The following is an 18,764-nucleotide window of genomic DNA, read 5'->3' on the forward strand; positions in this document are numbered from 1 at the left end:
TTATGGCCGCTGTCAAACAGACCGTCGAACACGTCGAGAGCCTCGAGAAGTACAAGCACGGCTTCGTCACCGACATCGAGCAGGACTTCGCGCCCAAGGGCCTGTCGCCCGACATCGTGCGTTTCATCTCGGCCAAGAAGGACGAGCCCCAGTGGATGCTGGACTGGCGCCTGGACGCCTATGAGCGCTGGCTGGCCATGGATGAGCCGCAGTGGGCCAAGGTCGCTTTCCCGCGCATCGACTACCAGGACAGCTACTATTACGCCGCGCCCAGGGAGAAGACGGGCCCCAAGAGCCTCGACGAGGTCGACCCCGATATCCTGGCCACCTACGCCAAGCTAGGCATCCCGCTGCGCGAGCAGGAGGTGCTGGCCGGCGTCGTAGGCGCGCCGAGATACGCCGTCGACGCGGTGTTCGACTCGGTCTCGGTGGTCACCACCTTCAAGAAGGAGCTGGCCGAAGTCGGGGTGATCTTCTGCTCCATGAGCGAGGCGATCCGCGAGCATCCCGAGCTGGTGAAGCAGTACCTGGGCTCCGTGGTGCCGGTTTCGGACAACTACTACGCCTGCCTGAACGCGGCGGTCTTCTCCGACGGCAGCTTCGTCTATGTGCCGCCGGGCGTGCGCTGTCCGATGGAGCTCTCCACCTATTTCCGCATCAATGCGGAGAACAGCGGCCAGTTCGAGCGCACCCTGATCATCGCCGACAAGGGGTCCTACGTCTCCTATCTGGAGGGCTGCACCGCCCCCATGCGCGACGAGAACCAGCTCCACGCCGCCGTGGTCGAGCTGGTGGTCCTGGAAGACGCCGAGATCAAATATTCCACGGTCCAGAACTGGTATCCGGGCGACCCGGAGACCGGGAAGGGCGGCATCTACAACTTCGTCACCAAGCGGGCCGACTGCCGCGGCGACCGCTCCAAGGTCTCCTGGACCCAGGTCGAGACCGGCTCGGCGATCACCTGGAAGTACCCATCCTGCGTCCTACGCGGGAAGGACAGCGTGGGTGAATTCTACTCCATCGCCATCACCAATGGCCGCCAGCAGGCCGACACCGGCACCAAGATGATCCATCTGGGCGAGGGCACCCGCTCGCGGATCATCTCCAAGGGCATCTCGGCGGGCCGCTCGTCCAACACCTATCGCGGCCTGGTCTCGGCGCATCCCAAGGCCAAGGGCGCGCGCAACTTCACCCAGTGCGACAGCCTGCTGATCGGCAAGGAATGCGCCGCCCACACGGTTCCTTACGTGGAGGCGCGCAACGGCCAGTGCGTCTTCGAGCACGAGGCCACCACCACCAAGCTTTCCGAAGACCAGCTGTTCTACGCCATGCAGCGCGGGCTCTCCCAGGAGGAGGCCGTGCAGCTGCTGGTCAACGGCTTCGTCAAGGAGGTGCTTCAGGAGCTGCCCATGGAGTTCGCCGTGGAAGCCCAGAAGCTCGTCGCCATTTCCCTTGAAGGGTCCGTCGGATGACCCTCGCAACCCTTGAGAACCTCAGCATGTCCTTCCGCCGCGCCTTCGAAGCCGAACACGCCAAACGTGACGCCGCCCGTCATGCGCGCGAGGAGGCCGAGCGCCAGCAGCAGGAGGAGGACCTGGCCCGAGCCGAGATGCTTCACGACGCGCTCGCCGCCGACGCCGCCTTCCTCAAGGAGAAGGGCCTGACCCTGGATCGCCGCCGCTACACGGTGATCCTCAACCATGAGGACTATCTGATCGACGCCTATTTCGAGGCCGGGACCGCCACGGTGCGCTCGGCCGACAAGCGGTCGGCATCCACCTCCACCGCCGCCCCGCGCAAGCAGCAGATGGTCCAGACTGTCGACGAGGCCCTCGAGGTGATGGCCCAGTACCTGGCCGACGAGACCGTCTGATGCTGTCGATCAAGAACCTCCACGCCAGCGTCGACGACAAGCCGATCCTCAAGGGCCTGACCCTCGACGTTCCGGCGGGCGAGGTGCACGCCATCATGGGGCCGAACGGCGCCGGCAAGTCGACCCTGTCCTATGTCCTGACCGGCCGGGAAGGCTATGAGGTCACCGAGGGGACCGCCACGCTCGACGGCGAGAACCTGCTGGCCCTCGATCCCAGCGAACGCGCCGCCCGCGGCGTCTTCCTGTCCTTCCAGTATCCGCTGGAGATCCCCGGCGTCCCGGCGCTCACCTTCATCCGCACGGCCATGAACGCCCAGCGAAAGGCCCGCGGCGAGCCCGAGGTCACCGCGCCGGAGTTCCTGAAGCTGGCGCGGACCACCGCCGCCTCGCTGAAGATCGACTTCGAGATGCTCAAGCGCGCGCTCAATGTCGGGTTCTCCGGCGGCGAGAAGAAACGCATGGAAATCTTTCAAATGGCGATGCTTTCGCCGCGCTTCCTCATCCTCGATGAGACCGATTCCGGTCTCGATATCGACGCGCTGAAGATCGTCGCCGACGGGGTGAACGCCATGCGCTCGCCCGACCGCGCCATGCTGGTGATCACCCACTACCAGCGCCTGCTGGACTACATCAAACCCGACCGCGTCCACGTCCTGGCCGGCGGCCGGATCGCCGCCTCGGGCGGCCCTGACCTCGCCCACGTGTTGGAGCGCGAGGGCTACGACAAGTATGCGAGGGCCGCGTGAGCCTCGCCACGGCCCTCAAGAGCGGTGACGTCACCCAGCTTCCGTCCAAGCGCGACGAGGACTGGAAGTGGACCGACCTGCGCGGCCTGCTGCGGGTCCTGCCCGAGCCGTCGCGGGCCTTTGAGGGCGAGGCCCCGACCGGGCCGTTCGCCGCGCTCGCCAACCTGCCGATCCATGTGGTCAACGCCAGCGATCCGGTGGTCATCCGCAGCGCCTCGGTCGCGCCCTATGTGGTCGCCCTGCATTTCGCCGCGCTCGGCGGCGGTTCCCACGCCGCCTCGGCGCGGATCGAGGTCGCCGAGGGCGGCCATCTGATCCTGCTGGAGAGCTACCAGGGCGACGGCGCCGACTATGTCGCCAACCACGATCTCACGATCACCGTGGGCGCCAATGCGCGCCTGGAACGCATCGTCCTGGCCGCCGACGGCGCCGAGGGCGTCAGCGTCTCGGTCGCCGAGGTGACCCTGGGCGCCGGCGCACAGTTCGCCCAGACTGTGCTCACCGACGGCGCGCGCCGTCAGCGGATTGAGACCCGTGTCGCCCATCCGGGCGCCGGGGCCGGCCTACGCCTCGACAGCGCCTATCTCCTGGCCGACAAGCGCCATGCCGACCTAACCACCGTGGTCGAACACCTGGGCGTCGACGGGACCACCACCCAGCTCACCAAGGGCGTGGTCCGCGACCAGTCGCGCGGCGTCTTCCAGGGGCGGATCAAGGTCGCCAAGGGCGCCGACCGCACCGACGCGCGGATGGCCCACAACGCGCTCATCCTCTCCGACAAGGCCGAGGTCGACGCCAAGCCCGAGCTGCTGATCTTCGCCGACGACGTACAGTGCGCTCATGGCAACACCATCGGGGCGCTGGACGAGCAGGCCCTGTTCTACGCCATGCAGCGGGGCATGCCGCGGGAGACCGCCCGGGCCATGCTGATCGAGGCCTTCGTCGGCCAGGTGGTCGACCGCATCGAGCATGACGGGGCGCGCGAGGTGGCCCGCGCCTGGGCCGCCGACCGGCTGAGGGCGACGCCATGAGCTTCGACGTCGAACAGGTCCGCCGCGAGTTCCCGATCCTGACCCGCCAGGTCAACGGCAGGCCGCTGGTCTATCTGGACAGCGCCGCCTCGGCCCAGAAGCCACGCGCGGTGATCTCGGCCATGACCCGGGCGATGGAAGGTTCCTATTCCAACGTACACCGCGGCCTGCACACCCTGGCAAACGAGACGACCGACGCCTACGAGGCAGCCCGCAAGTCGGTGGCGGCCTTCATCAACGCCGAGCTGGGCGAGGTGGTCTTCACCAAGGGCGGCACCGAGGCGATCAACCTGGTGGCCTCCGGCCTCGGCGCCGATCTCAAGGCCGGCGACGAGATCCTGCTCACCGAGATGGAGCACCATGCCAATATCGTGCCCTGGCACTTCCTGCGCGAACGCCAGGGGGTGGTGCTGAAGTTCATTCCGGTGCTGGACGACGGGACCCTGGACCTGGCCGCCCTGCCGGGCCTGCTGACCGACAAGACCAGGGTCGTAGCGCTCACCCACATGTCCAACGTGCTGGGCACGATCAATCCGGTGGCGCAGGTGATCTCGCAGGCTCACGCGGCGGGCGCCAAGGTGCTGCTGGACGGCTGCCAGGCCATCGTCCATCAGGCCGTGGACGTGAAGGCGCTGGACGTCGATTTCTATGTCTTCTCCGGCCACAAACTGTATGGCCCGACCGGGATCGGCATCCTCTACGGCAAGGCCGCCGAGTTGGCGGCGCTACGGCCCTATCAGGGCGGCGGCGAGATGATCGGCGAGGTCAGCCTCGACAAAATTACGTATGCCGAGCCCCCCCACCGGTTCGAGGCCGGCACACCGCCGATTCTTGAAGCCATCGGCCTGGGCGCGGCCGTCGAGTGGCTGAACGGGCTCGATCGCGAAGCCATCGCCGCCCACGAGGCCAGACTCTACAACCGGGTCCGCGAACGCCTAAACGGCGCCAACTGGCTGAAGGTGATCGGCGAGGCGCCGGGCAAGGGCGCGATCCTGTCCTTCACCGTCGAGGGCGCCCACGCCCACGACGTGGCCCAGATCCTCGACCGCTACGGCGTCGCCGTGCGCGCCGGGACCCATTGCGCCGAGCCCCTGATGAAACGTTTCGGGGTCACTTCCTCGGCGCGCGCTTCCTTCGCCCTATATAATACGGAAGGGGAGGCCGACGCTTTTGTCGACGCCCTCAACCGTACCCAGGCCTTTTTTGCTTGAGCATGCATGACCATGGATGACGCCGCCGCCATCGAGCCGACCTCGACGACGCCTCTCAGTCAGGGCGAACTCGACGCGCTCACCGATCAGCTCATCGAGAAGCTGAAGACGGTGTTCGACCCCGAAATCCCGGTCGACATCTACGAGCTCGGCCTCATCTACAAGGTCGACGTCTCCGACGAGAAGAATGTCGCCATCGACATGACCCTGACCGCGCCGGGCTGCCCGGTGGCCGGCGAAATGCCGGGCTGGGTCGAGGACGCGGTGCGCGAAATCCCCGGCATCGGCCAGGTGAAGGTCGACCTGGTGTTCGACCCGCCCTGGGATCCCTCGCGGATGTCCGACGAGGCGAAACTTCAATTGAACATGTTCTGACCCCATATAGATCGAACATGACCGACCTGAACCTCACCGCCGCGCCCCGCGCCCGCCGCCCCCGGCCCAAGGTGGTCACCCTGACCGACGCCGCCGCGGCGCGCGTGCAGGAGATCATGGGTAAGGCCGAGAAGCCCTATGCGGGCCTGCGGGTAGGCGTGAAGAACGGCGGCTGCGCGGGTTCTGAATACATCATCGAATATGCCGAGGCCGCCGGGCCGCTCGACGAGGTGGTCGAGGACAAGGGCGTCACCATCCTGATTGAGCCCAAGGCGATCCTGTTCCTGATCGGCACAGTGATCGACTACGAGACCGACAGGCTCTCGGCCAAGTTCGTGTTCAAGAACCCCAACGAGACCGACGCCTGCGGCTGCGGCGAGAGCGTCACGATCCAGCCGGCCGCCGAGACCGACGCCTAGTCCGCATAGGCGTAGGGCCCACCCTTCTCCAGGGCGCGGCGATAGGCCGGGCGGGCGTGGACCTTCTCCAGGAAGGCCTTCAGGCGCGGCCGGCCGTTTAGGGCGTCGCCGCGGTTGGCGGCGGCCTCCACCGGGAAGCTCATCATCACGTCGGCGGCGCTGAATTCGCTTCCCGCGAACCACTCGGACTTGCCCAGTTCGCCTTCCCAATAGTCGAAGTGGAGCTTCAGGCTCGGATCGACGAACCCGGCCTGGGCGCGCGCGGCGATGGCGTTCACCACCGGGCGCAGGAGGAACGGCGCATTGGCGGGCAGGCGGCTGAACACCAGCTTCATCAGCAGCGGCGGCATGGCCGAGCCCTCGGCGTAGTGCAGCCAATAGGTCCAGCGCGATCGCTCCGCCGTGCCCGCCGCCGGAACCAGCCGGCCGTTCCCGTACCGCTCGACGATCCAGTCGACGATGGCTCCGGTCTCGGGCAGCACTACATCGCCGTCGACAATCACCGGCGACTTGCCCAGCGGATGGATCGCGCGCAGCTCCGGAGGCGCCAGCATGGTCTTGGCGTCGCGCTGGTGGTGCTGGATCTCGTAGGGGACACCCAGTTCCTCCAGCAGCCAGAGGACGCGCTGGGAGCGGGAGTTGTTCAGGTGATGGACGACAAGCATGGCGCGCTTTCATGAAGAGGAGTTTGTGAACTTACAACGTAAATTGACGCTAGGAAAGCGGTGGCGCCGCGGGGCGGGCCACGCCAAAGTCACGCCGTGAAAGCGGGAGTCGGGAATGATCGGCGCGAAACTGGATTTTCAGCGGGTGCGCAACCCCGACGGCCATAACCGCGTGACCTTCATCGAGTTGTTCTTCGATCTGGTCTTCGTCTTCGCCATCACCCAGCTCTCGCATTCGCTGCTGGAGCACCTGACTCCGCTGGGCGCGGTGCAGACCGCGATGCTGTTCCTGGCGGTCTGGTGGGCCTGAATCTACACCTGCTGGTGCACAAACTGGCTCGATCCGGACCGCACGCCGGTCCGGCTGATGCTGCTGTCGGTGATGCTGGCCGGCCTGGTGCTTTCCATCTCGCTGCCGGAGGCCTTCGAGGAACGCGGCCTCGTCTTCGGCGCCGCGTTCTCCTTGATCCAACTCGGCCGCACGCTGTTCACGCTGTGGGCCTTTCGGCGGCACAACCCGACCCACTTCCTCACCTTCCTGCGGATCTCGGCCTGGTTCGTGTTTTCGTCGATCTTCTGGCTGGCGGGAGGCTTCTCCGACGACGGCGCCCGCATGGCCTTCTGGGCGGTGGCGATCGTGATCGAGGTGGCGTCGCCGTCCTTGGGATTCTGGACGCCTGGTCTGGGTCGCTCGGCGACCACGGACTGGGACGTCGAGGCCGCGCACATGGCGGAGCGGTGCGCCCTGTTCGTCATCATCGCCCTGGGGGAATCCATCCTCGTCACCGGGGCGACGGCCGCGCGGCTGGAACTGACCTCCGGCGTCCTCCTGGCCTTCGTGTCCGCTTTCGTGGCCAGCGTCGCCATGTGGTGGATCTATTTCGACACCGCCGTCGAACGCGCCAGCCATCGCTTCGCGCAATCCAAGGACACCGGGCGCATCGCGCGGCTGGCCTATACCTATATCCACCTGCCCCTGGTGGCCGGGATTGTGGTCTCGGCCGTGGGAGATGAACTGGCGCTCGCCCACCCCAGCGGCCACATCAATGTCGAGACCATCGCAGTGCTGGTGGTCGGTCCGGGCCTCTACCTGGTCGGCAACCTGCTGTTCCGCTGGGCCACGGTCGCGGTCATCCCCTGGTCCCATGTCGCGGGCCTGGGCGCGCTCACGGTCCTGGCGCCGCTGGGGTTCGCAATGACCCCCGCCACATTCAGCGCCGCGGTTTCCGTGATCCTGGTCGGCGTGGCGGCCTCGGAGTCGATCTCGCTCCGGCGGACGCGGGCCGTGGCTTAACGGCCCTTGAACTCGGCTGGGCGCTTCTCGAGGAAGGCCAGCACGCCCTCGCGGCTGTCCTCGGTGCGGCCGGCGAGCTTCTGGCCCATGCGTTCAGCGTGGAGCTGTTCGGCCCAGGCGGTGTCCAGGCTCTCCCAGACCAGCTTGCGGATGGCGCCCAATGACTTGGGCCCGGTGGCGAGCGCCTTGGCCAGCTCCATGGCCGTCGACATCAGGTCGGCGTCCGGGACGCAGCGGTTGACCAGGCCCCAGTCGAGTGCGGTCTTGGCCGGCACCCGGTCGCCCAGCAGGGCCATCTCCATGGCGCGCGCCTTGCCGATCAGGCGGGGCAGCAGGTAGGTCGAGCCGCCGTCCGGCACCAGGCCGATGCGGCGGAAGGCCTGCAGGAAATAGGCGCTCTCGCCCGCCACGATGATGTCGCCCATCAGGGCCAGCGAGCAGCCGACGCCGGCGGCCACGCCGTTCACCGCCGTGACGATGGGAACCGGGAAATCGCGGATCGAGCTCATGAACGGGTTGTAGACGCTCTCCAGCGCCGATCCGGCGTCGGGGCCCTCGGGGTCCGGCGTCTCGCTTCCGATCCCGCCGCCGCGTCCGGAAAGGTTGGCGCCCGAGCAGAAGCCGCGGCCTTCGCCGGTCAGCACCACGCAGCGCACCGAGCTGTCGGCGGCCATGGACTTGAAGGCGTCGGTCAGCTCGGCCATCAGGTCGAGGCCGGCGGCGTTCAGGGTGGCGGGGTCGGCCAGGGTGACCACACCGATGCCGTCAGCGACGGATGTCTTGAGTTTCGAATAGGCCACGGCGTCCTCCGATGCGGTCTTGCGCGCATTCTAAGAGGAGATACCCCGGCGTCAGGCTAGCGGAAATCCACCGCGGTCACGCCGCGTCGGCGACGGCCTCGGCGTTGGTGACCAGGTTCCGGCCCGAACGCTTCGAAGCGTAGAGGGCGGTGTCGGAGCGTTCCATCAGGCTGTGGGCGCTCTCGCCGCGCCGCATCTGGGCCAGGCCCGCCGAGACGGTGACCGCGCCCAGGTCGTCGTTGGTCGAACGGCGCTTCAGGATGCGCGAGGACACTTCCTCGCGGATCTCTTCCAGCACCAGGGTCGCGACATCGGCGGTCTCGCGCGGGAAGATCAGGGCGAACTCTTCGCCGCCGTAGCGGGCGGCGAAGCGGGGCGGGGCGCCCACGCGGCCGATGACGCTGGCGACATAGCGGATCACCTGGTCGCCGGTCTGGTGGCCCCATGTGTCGTTGAAATTCTTGAAGTGGTCGATGTCGATGACCGCCAGGGTCACTGTATGGCCGCCGATGTCGGCCTCGGCGCAGGCGCGCTCCAGCTCCTCGTCGAAAGCCTTGCGGTTGGCGAGTTGGGTGAGGCCGTCGGTGGTGGCGTCGCGACGGACCTGTTCCAGGTGCTCGCGCAGGCGGGCGACCTCGTTGGTCGACTCGGCCAGGCGCTTCTCGAGCGACTTGTTCTCGCGCTGCACGCGCTTGGTCGCTGAGGCCAGGGTGTCGACCATGGCCTTGAGTTCTTGCGGCTCGGGGTCGGCGATCAGGGCTCCGGACGCACTGGCCAGGGTCTGGCCGTAGGCCTCGCTCGACTTCTGGGCGCTCTCGATGGCCCGGCTGACCGAGATCAGCTCCTTGCTGAGCGCGTCGCCGGCGTCGCGAATCTGTTCGGTGAGCTTGGCCTTGGGGAGGTAAGCCGCGGCCAGTTCGTCGGCCAGCAGGTCGGTGAAGGCCTCGCCGACCGAGATCAGGCGGGTGATCTCGCGACCCAGGTCGCTGTCGGGTTCGGCGACAAAGTGTGTCCAGAGCTCGAAATTGACCGAGGTCGGCCAGACCTGATGGGCTTCCATGGCCTCCAGAACTTCGCGCGCCAGGGCGTACGCCCCCGGTCCCCGTAGCCTGGTCTCGATATTGGCCGACATTCGTCCCGTTCCCCGATTCTGGAGATCGGCGTTTTGCCAGATTCTCCAAACTGGAAAACGAGAATAGTTCCGAGAGTCGAATGAGGCGTTAAGGCTGAACTCTGGCCCGCGACTATTCGTCGACGGGCGGCAGTCTCGGCGGCGCGCGCATCAGGAAGGCGGGCGTATCGGAGCCGAAGCCGACCACACTGCGATCGTCCTGGTCTTCACGGCGGGGACGATCCTCACGGGCTTCGCGACGCGGACGTTCCTCGCGCTCATTGCGGCGGGGACGTTCCTGGCGTTCAGGACGTTCCGCGCGGGCCGGGCGTTCGGACCGTTCCGGACGCTCCTCGCGCACGGGGCGTTCTTCGCGCGGGGCCGGAGCGGCCTCGGCCCGAGCCTCGGGTTGAACCTCGACCCGCGCCTCGACCGGCGGCTTACGCCCACGGCCGCGAGCCGGCGCCGGAGGCGTCTCCTCGGTGACCGGCGCGACCATCGGCGCCGTGATCGGCTCCATGGAAGCGGTCTGGCCGTGCGGGGCGTGGGGGCGGCTGCGTTGCTCACCGCGCGGCGAGCGATCCTTCGAACCGCCGCGCTCACGACCGCCGCCGCGTTCGCGTCCGCCGCGGCCCTCGGTGCGCCGTTCGTCCTTGATGGCGGCGAAATCGACGCCTTCCAGGACCACTTCTTCCGGATCCTTGCCGATCAGCTTCAACACCTTGGCGATGTTCTGCGAGTCGGCGGGGGTGACGATCATGTAGGTCTTGCCGGTGCGGCCGGCGCGGCCGGTTCGGCCGATCCGGTGCACATAGTCGTCGGCGTGGTGCGGGACGTCGTAGTTGAAGACGTGGCTGACGTCGGGGACATCCAGGCCCCGGGCCGCGACGTCCGAGGCGCAGAGCAGCTTCAGTTCGCCCTTGCGGAACGCCTCGAGCGTGCGCATCCGGGTCGCCTGGTCGAGGTCGCCGTGGATCGGCGCCGCGTCCAGACCGTGGGCCTTCAGCGACTTGGCGACGATGTCGACCTCGGACTTGCGGTTGCAGAAGACGATGCCGTTGCGCACGTCGTCGGCGCCGATCAGCATTCGCAGGGCGGTGCGCTTGGCCTTCGGATCGGAGGTGGGCAGGCGCACCACGTACTGGCTGATGGTCTCGGCGGTGGTCGCCGGCCGGGTGGCCTCGATCCGCACCGGATCGTTCAGGAACTGCTTGGTGAGCCGCGTGATCTCCGGCGGCATGGTGGCCGAGAAGAACAGGGTCTGCTTCTTGGCCGGGGTCAGCTTGAAGATGCGCTCGATGTCGGGGATGAACCCCATGTCCAACATGCGGTCGGCTTCGTCGACCACCATGATCTGCACGCCGGTCATCAGCAGCTTGCCGCGCTCGAAGTGGTCGAGTAGGCGGCCGGGGGTGGCGATCAGCACGTCGACGCCGCGGTCGAGCTTCAGCTCCTGGTCGCCGAAGGAGACGCCGCCGATCAGCAGCGCCCAGGAAAGCTTGGTCTTCTGGCCCTTGGCGTACTTCTCGAAGGAGGCGGAGACCTGGTCGGCCAGCTCACGGGTGGGCGCGATGACCAGGGCGCGCGGCATGCGGGCCTTGGAGCGCCCCGCGGCCAGGCGATCGATCATCGGCAGGGTGAAGGCGGCGGTCTTGCCGGTGCCTGTCTGGGCGATGCCCAGCACGTCGCGGCCCTGCAGGGCGACGGGGATGGCCTCGGCCTGGATCGGTGTTGCGGTGGTGTAGCCGGTGTCGGCCACGGCCTTCAATGTCGCGGGCGACAGGCCCAGTTCGGAAAATTCAGTCATTCAATTGCAAGTGGGGCGGCTGGCCCGCCCGAGAGGGAGCACGAACCGCGGCGGCGCGGACGGCGATCGTCGCGCGCGGCGGAAGATAGGGTCTGCCGCCTCCAAGTCAAACGCGTTCTGTAGCTTATGGTTCAAGGGCCGCTCATCTTAGGCGGCGGCTAGACGTCCAGATCGGCCACGACGAACTCCGCGTTCTCCTGGATGAAGCGGAAACGCGACTCCGGTTTGCGCCCCATCAGCGCCTCGACCAGCTCCTCCACCGCCTCTTCCGCGCGCGGCAGGGTGACCCGCGCCAGGGTGCGGCGGTTGGGGTCCATGGTGGTTTCCTTGAGCTGGGCCGGCATCATCTCACCCAGGCCCTTGAAGCGGCCGATCTCGGGCTTCTTGCCCTTGAACTCGGTGGCCAGCAGCTCCTCGCGGTGGGCGTCGTCGCGGGCGTAGATGATCTTGCCGCCGTGGCTCAGGCGATAGAGCGGGGGCAGGGCGAGATAGAGCCGCCCCGCCCGGATCAGGTTGGGCATGGTGCGGTAGAAGAAGGTGATCAGCAGCGATGCGATGTGGGCGCCGTCGACGTCGGCGTCGGTCATGATCACCACGCGCTCGTAGCGCAGGTCCTCTTCCTTGAACTTCGACCCGCCCTGGACGCCCAGCGCCAGCATCAGGTCGGTGAGCTCCTTGTTGGCGAACATCTTGTCCAGGGAGGCCGAGGCCACGTTCAGAATCTTGCCGCGCAAGGGCAGGATCGCCTGGGTGCGGCGGTCGCGGGCCTGCTTGGCCGAGCCGCCGGCGCTGTCGCCCTCGACCAGGAAGATCTCGGTGCCGTCGGTGGCCTGGCCCGAACAGTCGGCCAGCTTGCCCGGCAGCCGCAGCTTGCGGGTGGCCGAGGCGCGGGCGACTTCCTTGTCGCGGCGGCGCTTGAGCCGCTCCTCGGCCCGCTCGATGACGAATTCCAGCAGGGCGCTGGCGGCCTTCGGCTGGGCCGTCAGCCAATGGTCGAACGGGTCGCGCAGGGCGTTCTCGACCAGCTTTTGGGCGTCGGCGGACGACAGCCGCTCCTTGGTCTGGCCCTGGAACTCGGGATTGCGCACGAAGACGCTGATCAGGGCGCCGGCCTGGGCCACCACGTCCTCGGCGGTCAGGATGCCGCCGCGCTTCTCGCCGGTGAGTTCCGCATAGGCTTTCAGGCCGCGGGTCAGGGCCGCCCGCAGTCCCGCCTCGTGGGTGCCGCCCTCGGGCGTGGGCACGGTGTTGCAGTAGGACTGCATGAAGCCGTCGGCCTCGCCGAAGCCGGCCGGGGTCCAGGCGATGGCCCATTCGACTGTCCCGCCCTCGTGCTTGCGCTCGATGCGGCCGGCGAAGGGTTCAGGGGTGACGGTCTCGATCCCCTTGACCCGTTCGGCCAGGAAGTCGGCCAGGCCGTTGGGAAAGCGGAACGTCGCCTCGGCCGGGGTCTGGTCGTGGATGCGCGAGGGATCGCAGCTCCAGCGGATCTCGACGCCGCCGAACAGATAGGCCTTCGACCGCGCCATCCGGTAGAGCCGCGCGGGTTTGAAGGCCGCGCCCTCGCCGAAGATCGTGGGGTCGGGCAGGAAGCTGATCGCCGTGCCCTTCTTGCGGGTCGGCGCGCCCTTTTCGATGCCGCCCAGCGGCTTGCCTCGGCTGAACGACTGGCGCCACTCGAAGCCGTCCTTCCAGGCGGTGACCTCGACGTGCTCGGAGAGCGCGTTGACCACCGAGACGCCCACACCGTGCAGACCGCCGGAGGTCTCGTAGGCCTTGCCCGAGAATTTCCCGCCCGAATGCAGGACGGTCATGATCACTTCCAGGGCCGACTTGCCCGGATGCTTCGGGTGCGGGTCGACGGGGATGCCGCGGCCGTCGTCCTTGACGCTGAGCGTGCCGTCGGCCTCGAGCCGCACCTCGATCAGTTTGGCGTGGCCGGCGACGGCCTCGTCCATGGCGTTGTCCAGCACCTCGGCGAACAGGTGGTGCAGGGCGCGCTCGTCCGTGCCGCCGATATACATGCCCGGGCGCTTGCGGACCGGCTCCAGCCCCTCCAGCACCTCGATGTCCTTGGCCGAATAGCCGCCGGTGATGGCCGGATCGGCGCGCGGTTCGTGGCTTTCGGCCAGCGGCGCGGCCGGCGCCGGGTTCAGCGCGTCATCGAACAGGGAAGCTTGGGGGAGGAGGGCCTTGGACATGAGACCTGAAAATGGAACGATTCGAGACCGCACCATATGAATCGCGGCGGCCGGCAAAGCAATGCGACCGCTCCGCCCGTATCGAGCCCATCCCCAGGATTGACAATTGACCCATGGTCAACAACTATCGACCATCAGTCGATAGGAAGCGAGCATGGCCGAGCAGCGCCGACGCCTCGATCCCGCCGCGCGGCGGTTGGAAATTCTCGAAACCGCCGAGCGCCTGCTGGCGCGCGACGGCGAGAGCGTTCGGGTGGAGGACGTGGTGGCCGCCGCCGGGGCCGCCAAGGGCACCTTTTATCACTACTTCCCGACCTGGGACGATCTGCTGGAAGCCCTGCGGACCCGGACCTTCGAGCGCTTCGATGCGCGGTACCAGCTGCCCAGCGAGGTCGAGGCTCCGCTCGACTGGCTGCGGGTGCTGGACGAACTGGCGGCGGCCTTCGTCGCCTTCACCCTGGGCCAGGCGCGTCTGCACGACGTGCTGTTCCACAGCGACTTCGCGCGGCGCCGGCCCCTGCCACCCCAGCAGAGCGCCACCACGCGCCTCGCCGCCGTCATCCGGGCGGGGCAGGAGGCGGGCGATTTCGTCGGCCTCGACCCGGAGCCCACCGCGCGCCTGCTGTTCGCCGTGCTGCACGAGACCGCCGACGCGGTCGCCGAGGGCGAGGACTGCGAACGATCGCTGGCGGCGCTGCAAGTCGTTCTGCGCCGGGCCCTGGCGGCCCGGTCCGAAGGAGGGTCCGTCCGATGAGACTCCTGCCGCCGCCCCTGGTCCTGATCCTGCTGGTCGTCATGGGCGCCCTGCGCCTGGCCTGGCCGGGCGCTATCCTTCTGCCGTCGCCGCTGAACTGGCTGGGCCTGCTTCCAGGCGCGCTTGGCGTCCTGCTGCTGCTGCAAGGCTCGGGGCTGTTCCGGCGGATCGGGACCAACATCCAGACCTTCAACGAGCCCGGCGTCCTGGTGACCGACGGCCCGTTCCGGCTGACCCGCAACCCGATGTATCTCGGCTTCCTGCTGCTGTTGATCGGGGTCGCGGTCCTGCTGGGCGCCGCGAGTCCGTTCGCCGGGCCGGCGGTGTTCGCCGCCGCCAGCCAGTTCGTATACATCCCGTTCGAGGAGAAGGCCTTGCGCGCCAAGTTCGGCGAGGCCTACGAGGCCTATGCCCGGCGCGTGCGACGCTGGATCTGACGGAGAGGGATCATGGCCGAGCGGCCTTTGCGGATCGGCATTCTCGGCGCCGCGCGGATCGCGCCGCCCGCCCTGATCGGCCCGGCCAGGGCGACCGGCGTCGCGCAGGTGGTCGCGGTCGCCGCGCGCGACCAGGGCCGGGCAACGGCCTATGCTATCGAGCACGCCATCCCCATCGCGCTGGACAGCTATGAGGCCCTGATCGCCCACCCGGAGGTCGAGGCGATCTACAACGCCCTGCCGCCGTCACGGCACGCCGACCTGACTCTCGCGGCGCTCAAGGCCGGCAAGCCGGTGCTGTGCGAGAAGCCCTTCGCGCTCAATGCGGCCGAAGCCCGCGCCATGACGCAAGCCGCCCAGGCGGCGGGTCTCGTTCTGATGGAGGCCTTCCACTACCGCTACCACCCGCTGTTCGCCCGGGTTCTGGAGATCTGCGCCAGCGGCGAGATCGGCGCGGTCCGCCGCATGGACGCCGTGTTCACCGCCTCCATCGCCGAGACCGCCGACGAGCTGCGCTACAACGCGGCCCTGGGCGGCGGCGCCTTGATGGACCTCGGGACCTATTGCCTGCACTGGGCGCGGACGGTGGCCGGCGCCGAGCCGCTCGGCGCCCAGGCGGAGTCGGTGCTCGGGGCCTCGGGCGTCGACATCTCCACCCACGCCATCCTGAATTTCCCCGGCGGGGTGATCGCCGAACTGACCTGCGACATGGCCGCCCCAGTCCGTGCGAGCCTCGAGATCACCGGCCTGGAGGGAAGCCTGAAGGTGATCAATCCCCTCGCGCCGCAGATGGGCCATCTGCTGGAGGTGACGCGGGAAGGTGAGGGGGGCCGGCGCGAGACCGTGACCCGCGATCCCACCTACGACTTCCAACTTCGGGCCTTCGTCGCGGCCGTCCGGGGCGGACCGCCGCCGCTCACCGGCGGACTGGACGCCGTGGCCCAGATGACCGCCATCGACGCGATCAAGGCCGCCACGCGCCTAGGCGGACGGATGACCTTGAACTAGCGTGGCGCAAGGGGCGGCGGGTTCGCGGAATTCGCCAATTGGCTCAGCCGACCACGCCCGATCTCCCCCTATTCCGAAAGCTTAAGCGCCGGCCTGATCGCCTCGGCGGCGATGTCGGACTTGTGGAAGGGCAGGCGATGCCAGCCCTTCTTCGAATAGAGCTCGGTCTGGTCGGCATAGTGTGGCGAGTCCGGATCGGTGGACTGCGAGTAGGACAGCACCGCGTCGGCCACCGGACCCCTGTCGTCGAAGGTCACCACCTGGATGTAGCTGGAGCCGTGATAGGGCACATAGCCGCCGGCCGAGGGCACGAACCGCGACTGCTGGGCGTTGAGCACCCCGGCCTGCCCCTCCCCGCCGTGGACCGGGATTTTGCGCTCTCCGCGAACGGCGAAGTGGACAGAGCCATAGGGCGCGTCCAGGGCCAGTTTCTGGCGTTCCATCAGCTCGACGGCGCCGGCCAGGGCCTGGGTGAGCTTGGCGGCGCTGTCGGCGTCGGTCTTCAGGCCGCGCGGGGTGTTGACGGGATCGGTGGGATCGAAGGGCGTGGCGAACAGGGTCGGGTTACGCTCGGCCTGTCTCCAGAACTCCACGAATAGCATGGCCCCGACGCTGTCGTTGTCCATCCGCCGGTCCCACTTGGCGAGGATGGCGCAGGCGGGGGCGAGGTCGACGGTCTTGCCGGCCGCGGTGGTCGCCGTCGGGTTGGCGGCGCAGGCCTTCAGCGCGTCGTCCAGATAGAGGTCCGCGGCCAGGTTGCGGTTCCAGAACAGCATGGTCTTGACCTTCTCCGCGTCGAAGGTCTTGCCCTCCAGGCCGTCGGCGCTGGCCTGGCGGCGTTCGATCTCGACGATGCCGGACCGGGTCCGCAGATTCTGGACGACGGCGGTCGGGCCGATCAACGGCGAGAAGGCGGGCAGGGGCGCCTTGGGATTGGCCAGCCAGAAGCTGTCGTTGCTGTTGGCGACATAGTCGGTGCGGATCATCGACGGCATGACGTCCCCCGGCATGACGCCGGGGGCGACGGTTCCGGCCGCCACATCCCAGTCGCAGGCCGAGCGGGAGCCATCCAGGACGTAGATCCGGGCGAGACCGCCCAGGGCGGCGGCTGGCGCGCTGGGCGCGCAGGCTTTCAGCTTTTCGGCCGAGACGTTCGGCGTGGCGGTGATGTCGGCATAGAGGGCGTCGCCGTGGCGATCGGCGGCGATGGTGTTCACCCAGGGGATGCCCAGGGTCCGGCTGGCGATCGCCTTGATCTCGTCCACGGACTTGGCGCGGGTGATGGCCAGCCAGGTGTCGCCCGAGCGGAGGTTGGACCTGTTGGCGTCCTTGATCGCATAGGCGGTCTTGGCGCTCCAGCCGAGCCCGGCCTGGGGCGCGACCACCACTGCGCCGTAGTGGGTGGCGTAGTAGCTGCGGGTCTGCGGGCCGGTGGGTGTCTCGACGGTGACGTCCTGACGGGTCATCTGCCGCCGCTTGCCGTCCACCAGATAGGCGGTCGGATCGGCGGGATCGAGCGCCAACTCGAACAGGGTGAAGTGGCGGTCGGTGGAGACCGTGTGGGTCCAGGCGACATCCTTGTTGAACCCGATCGACATGCCCGGCGCACCGGCGATGGTCACGCCCATGACGTCGGTCTTGCCGGGAATGGTCAGGTGCAGCTCGTAGAACCGGTTGGTGGTCTCCCAGGGAAAGTGGGGATTGCCCAGCAGCAGGCCCGAGCGGTTGGCCGTGACCTCGCGGCCGAACGCCCAGCCGTTGCTGCCCAGGCCGAAGGTCTCCGCAGGCTCGGGCAGGCCGAGCGCCGCCATGGGCTTGGGATCCGCGGCGCTCGGCGGAGCCGCCGCATTGGTCTGGCGCAGCCAGGCGCCGCCACTGGCCTGGATCATCCGCTCCTCGTTGAGGCGCAGCATGTCGTCGACGCTGACCGGCCGCACCCAGTCCTTGCCGCGGCAGGGTTCGGGCAGCTTGTCGCTCGGCGTGTCGCGCAGGAAGCGGTTGTAGCCGGCCACATAGCCGGTCACGAGCTGGCGATAGTCCTTGCTGGATCGGGCGAAGGCCGCGCGAAGGGCCACGATGTCGAGGGCGCCCTTGAAGAAGAAATCGCTCTCCAGGTTCTTGATGTCGGCGAAGGCGACCGTGGTCACCCCGTCCGCGCCGAAATGCCGGGACCGCTCACCGCTCACCGTGACGATCTTGTCGGCGATCAGGCAGACATTGTCCTGGGCGAAGGCGTAGGCCTGGCCGTAGCCCAGGCCGCCATAGTCGGCCGCCGTGATGTGCGGGATGCCGTACTTGGTGCGGACGATCTCGACGTCGTAGCGCGCGGCCTGGGCGCCGCCGGCCAGGCCTGCGGCCAGCACGAGCGCAACCGCCGCCGAATTGCGGATCGTCTTCATCGCGTTTCCCTCTGGCGGCGTCTGCACGCGCCGCGCTAGGGGCCGATGACGGCCATTCGAACGCCGTCCGTCAACGGTGAAGCTTCAGGATCGGGGATTGCTCGGCAAGATGTCGGCGCGCCCGCCCACGAAAAAGGGCCGCGGAGCTATCCGCGGCCCTGATCCGACGTCTTAGGTAATGGCGATTAGCACTTGTAGTACATGTCGAATTCCACCGGGTGCGGGTGGAGGGCGAGGCGCATGACCTCTTCCATCTTCAGTTCGATGTAGGCGTCGATGAAATCGTCATTCATGACGCCGCCAGCCTTCAAGAAGGCGCGGTCCTTGTCCAGGTTCTCAAGGGCTTCCTTGAGCGAACCGCAGACTTCCGGGATTTTCTTCTGCTCGCGGGGCGGCAGGTCGTAGAGGTTCTTGTCGGCGGGCGCGCCCGGATCGATCTGGTTGATGATGCCGTCGATGCCGGCCATCAGCAGGGCGGTGAAGGTCAGGTACGGGTTGCCCATCGGGTCCGGGAAGCGGGCTTCCAGGCGCTTGCCCTTGGGGCTGTCCACGTGCGGGATGCGGATCGAGGCCGAGCGGTTGCGGGCCGAATAGGCCAGCTTCACCGGGGCTTCGTAGCCGGGCACCAGGCGC

General features: G+C 68.0%; 16 protein-coding genes and 2 pseudogenes. 11 read left to right on the top strand and 7 right to left on the bottom strand.

What is annotated here, in order from left to right; genetic code table 11:
- Positions 1-2: 2 nt before the first annotated feature.
- The 7 genes from sufB to Q8Q77_RS17750 are packed head-to-tail and all read left to right on the top strand — an operon-like array spanning position 3 to position 5,655.
- A complete protein-coding gene (gene sufB, locus Q8Q77_RS17720; protein ID WP_305585076.1) occupies positions 3-1,472 on the top strand; it encodes a Fe-S cluster assembly protein SufB in 1,470 nt (489 codons plus the stop codon).
- On the top strand, positions 1,469-1,873 hold the full coding sequence (locus Q8Q77_RS17725) for a hypothetical protein (RefSeq protein WP_305585078.1): 405 nt from the start codon (positions 1,469-1,471) through the stop codon (positions 1,871-1,873). Before sufB ends, Q8Q77_RS17725 begins: the two co-directional genes overlap by 4 nt.
- Positions 1,873-2,619: a Fe-S cluster assembly ATPase SufC gene (sufC, locus tag Q8Q77_RS17730; RefSeq protein WP_305585080.1), complete on the top strand. Its 747-nt coding sequence runs from the start codon at positions 1,873-1,875 to the stop codon at positions 2,617-2,619. The genes Q8Q77_RS17725 and sufC overlap by 1 nt, the downstream gene beginning before the upstream one ends.
- Positions 2,616-3,650, top strand: coding sequence for a Fe-S cluster assembly protein SufD (sufD, locus tag Q8Q77_RS17735; RefSeq protein ID WP_305585082.1), 1,035 nt, complete (start codon positions 2,616-2,618; stop codon positions 3,648-3,650). Before sufC ends, sufD begins: the two co-directional genes overlap by 4 nt.
- Positions 3,647-4,861 carry a cysteine desulfurase gene (locus Q8Q77_RS17740; RefSeq protein WP_305585084.1) on the top strand — a complete coding sequence of 405 codons (1,215 nt, stop codon included), beginning with the start codon at positions 3,647-3,649 and terminating at the stop codon, positions 4,859-4,861. The genes sufD and Q8Q77_RS17740 overlap by 4 nt, the downstream gene beginning before the upstream one ends.
- Before the next feature lie 12 nt (positions 4,862-4,873).
- Complete coding sequence (locus tag Q8Q77_RS17745; protein WP_305585036.1) at positions 4,874-5,236, top strand: SUF system Fe-S cluster assembly protein; 363 nt, start codon at positions 4,874-4,876, stop codon at positions 5,234-5,236.
- Positions 5,237-5,253: 17 nt separating this feature from the next.
- Complete coding sequence (locus Q8Q77_RS17750) at positions 5,254-5,655, top strand: iron-sulfur cluster assembly accessory protein (RefSeq protein WP_305585085.1); 402 nt, start codon at positions 5,254-5,256, stop codon at positions 5,653-5,655.
- Here Q8Q77_RS17750 and Q8Q77_RS17755 read toward each other — a convergent pair.
- The gene (locus Q8Q77_RS17755; protein WP_305585087.1) at positions 5,652-6,320 is read right to left on the bottom strand and encodes a glutathione S-transferase; all 669 of its coding nucleotides are present in this window, start codon (positions 6,318-6,320) and stop codon (positions 5,652-5,654) included. The genes Q8Q77_RS17750 and Q8Q77_RS17755 overlap by 4 nt on opposite strands.
- A 115-nt stretch (positions 6,321-6,435) precedes the next feature.
- Here Q8Q77_RS17755 and Q8Q77_RS17760 point away from each other — a divergent pair.
- Positions 6,436-7,614: pseudogene (locus Q8Q77_RS17760) on the top strand (low temperature requirement protein A).
- Here Q8Q77_RS17760 and Q8Q77_RS17765 read toward each other — a convergent pair.
- From Q8Q77_RS17765 to parE, 4 genes are all read right to left on the bottom strand, one after another.
- On the bottom strand, positions 7,611-8,414 hold the full coding sequence (locus Q8Q77_RS17765) for an enoyl-CoA hydratase/isomerase (protein ID WP_305585089.1): 804 nt from the start codon (positions 8,412-8,414) through the stop codon (positions 7,611-7,613). The pseudogene Q8Q77_RS17760 and the gene Q8Q77_RS17765 sit on opposite strands and share 4 nt — an antisense overlap.
- Positions 8,415-8,490: 76 nt before the next feature.
- Entirely contained in the window at positions 8,491-9,546 is a 1,056-nt protein-coding gene (locus tag Q8Q77_RS17770; RefSeq protein ID WP_305585091.1) for a GGDEF domain-containing protein, read from the bottom strand.
- A gap of 112 nt (positions 9,547-9,658) precedes the next feature.
- The gene (locus Q8Q77_RS17775; RefSeq protein WP_305585093.1) at positions 9,659-11,332 is read right to left on the bottom strand and encodes a DEAD/DEAH box helicase; all 1,674 of its coding nucleotides are present in this window, start codon (positions 11,330-11,332) and stop codon (positions 9,659-9,661) included.
- A 158-nt stretch (positions 11,333-11,490) separates the two neighbouring features.
- Positions 11,491-13,533 carry a DNA topoisomerase IV subunit B gene (parE, locus tag Q8Q77_RS17780; protein ID WP_305585094.1) on the bottom strand — a complete coding sequence of 681 codons (2,043 nt, stop codon included), beginning with the start codon at positions 13,531-13,533 and terminating at the stop codon, positions 11,491-11,493.
- Between the two features lie 154 nt (positions 13,534-13,687).
- Between parE and Q8Q77_RS17785 the strand changes: the two genes are divergently transcribed.
- Genes Q8Q77_RS17785 through Q8Q77_RS17795 form a run of 3 tightly spaced genes read left to right on the top strand, consistent with a single transcriptional unit; the run spans position 13,688 to position 15,732 of the window.
- Complete coding sequence (locus Q8Q77_RS17785) at positions 13,688-14,287, top strand: TetR/AcrR family transcriptional regulator (RefSeq protein WP_305585095.1); 600 nt, start codon at positions 13,688-13,690, stop codon at positions 14,285-14,287.
- Entirely contained in the window at positions 14,284-14,724 is a 441-nt protein-coding gene (locus Q8Q77_RS17790) for an isoprenylcysteine carboxylmethyltransferase family protein (RefSeq protein WP_305585097.1), read from the top strand. Before Q8Q77_RS17785 ends, Q8Q77_RS17790 begins: the two co-directional genes overlap by 4 nt.
- Positions 14,725-14,736: 12 nt before the next feature.
- On the top strand, positions 14,737-15,732 hold the full coding sequence (locus tag Q8Q77_RS17795) for a Gfo/Idh/MocA family protein (RefSeq protein WP_305585099.1): 996 nt from the start codon (positions 14,737-14,739) through the stop codon (positions 15,730-15,732).
- Positions 15,733-15,800: 68 nt separating this feature from the next.
- Here Q8Q77_RS17795 and Q8Q77_RS17800 read toward each other — a convergent pair whose 3' ends face one another.
- Together Q8Q77_RS17800 and glnA are read right to left on the bottom strand one after the other, a co-directional pair.
- Positions 15,801-18,131: an acylase gene (locus tag Q8Q77_RS17800; protein ID WP_305585100.1), complete on the bottom strand. Its 2,331-nt coding sequence runs from the start codon at positions 18,129-18,131 to the stop codon at positions 15,801-15,803.
- 185 nt (positions 18,132-18,316) lie between these two features.
- Positions 18,317-18,764, bottom strand: a pseudogene (glnA, locus tag Q8Q77_RS17805) (glutamine synthetase); the annotation flags it as partial.

This window comes from Phenylobacterium sp. (assembly GCF_030698145.1).
Taxonomy (GTDB): domain Bacteria; phylum Pseudomonadota; class Alphaproteobacteria; order Caulobacterales; family Caulobacteraceae; genus Phenylobacterium.

Coding starts and splice junctions, on each gene's coding strand:
- sufB (WP_305585076.1), top strand. CDS start 3: ATGGCCGCTGTCAAACAGACCGTCGAACACGTCGAGAGCCTCGAGAAG.
- Q8Q77_RS17725 (WP_305585078.1), top strand. CDS start 1,469: ATGACCCTCGCAACCCTTGAGAACCTCAGCATGTCCTTCCGCCGCGCC.
- sufC (WP_305585080.1), top strand. CDS start 1,873: ATGCTGTCGATCAAGAACCTCCACGCCAGCGTCGACGACAAGCCGATC.
- Q8Q77_RS17740 (WP_305585084.1), top strand. CDS start 3,647: ATGAGCTTCGACGTCGAACAGGTCCGCCGCGAGTTCCCGATCCTGACC.
- Q8Q77_RS17745 (WP_305585036.1), top strand. CDS start 4,874: ATGGATGACGCCGCCGCCATCGAGCCGACCTCGACGACGCCTCTCAGT.
- Q8Q77_RS17750 (WP_305585085.1), top strand. CDS start 5,254: ATGACCGACCTGAACCTCACCGCCGCGCCCCGCGCCCGCCGCCCCCGG.
- Q8Q77_RS17755 (WP_305585087.1), bottom strand. CDS start 6,320: ATGCTTGTCGTCCATCACCTGAACAACTCCCGCTCCCAGCGCGTCCTC.
- Q8Q77_RS17770 (WP_305585091.1), bottom strand. CDS start 9,546: ATGTCGGCCAATATCGAGACCAGGCTACGGGGACCGGGGGCGTACGCC.
- Q8Q77_RS17775 (WP_305585093.1), bottom strand. CDS start 11,332: ATGACTGAATTTTCCGAACTGGGCCTGTCGCCCGCGACATTGAAGGCC.
- parE (WP_305585094.1), bottom strand. CDS start 13,533: ATGTCCAAGGCCCTCCTCCCCCAAGCTTCCCTGTTCGATGACGCGCTG.
- Q8Q77_RS17785 (WP_305585095.1), top strand. CDS start 13,688: ATGGCCGAGCAGCGCCGACGCCTCGATCCCGCCGCGCGGCGGTTGGAA.
- Q8Q77_RS17790 (WP_305585097.1), top strand. CDS start 14,284: ATGAGACTCCTGCCGCCGCCCCTGGTCCTGATCCTGCTGGTCGTCATG.
- Q8Q77_RS17795 (WP_305585099.1), top strand. CDS start 14,737: ATGGCCGAGCGGCCTTTGCGGATCGGCATTCTCGGCGCCGCGCGGATC.
- Q8Q77_RS17800 (WP_305585100.1), bottom strand. CDS start 18,131: ATGAAGACGATCCGCAATTCGGCGGCGGTTGCGCTCGTGCTGGCCGCA.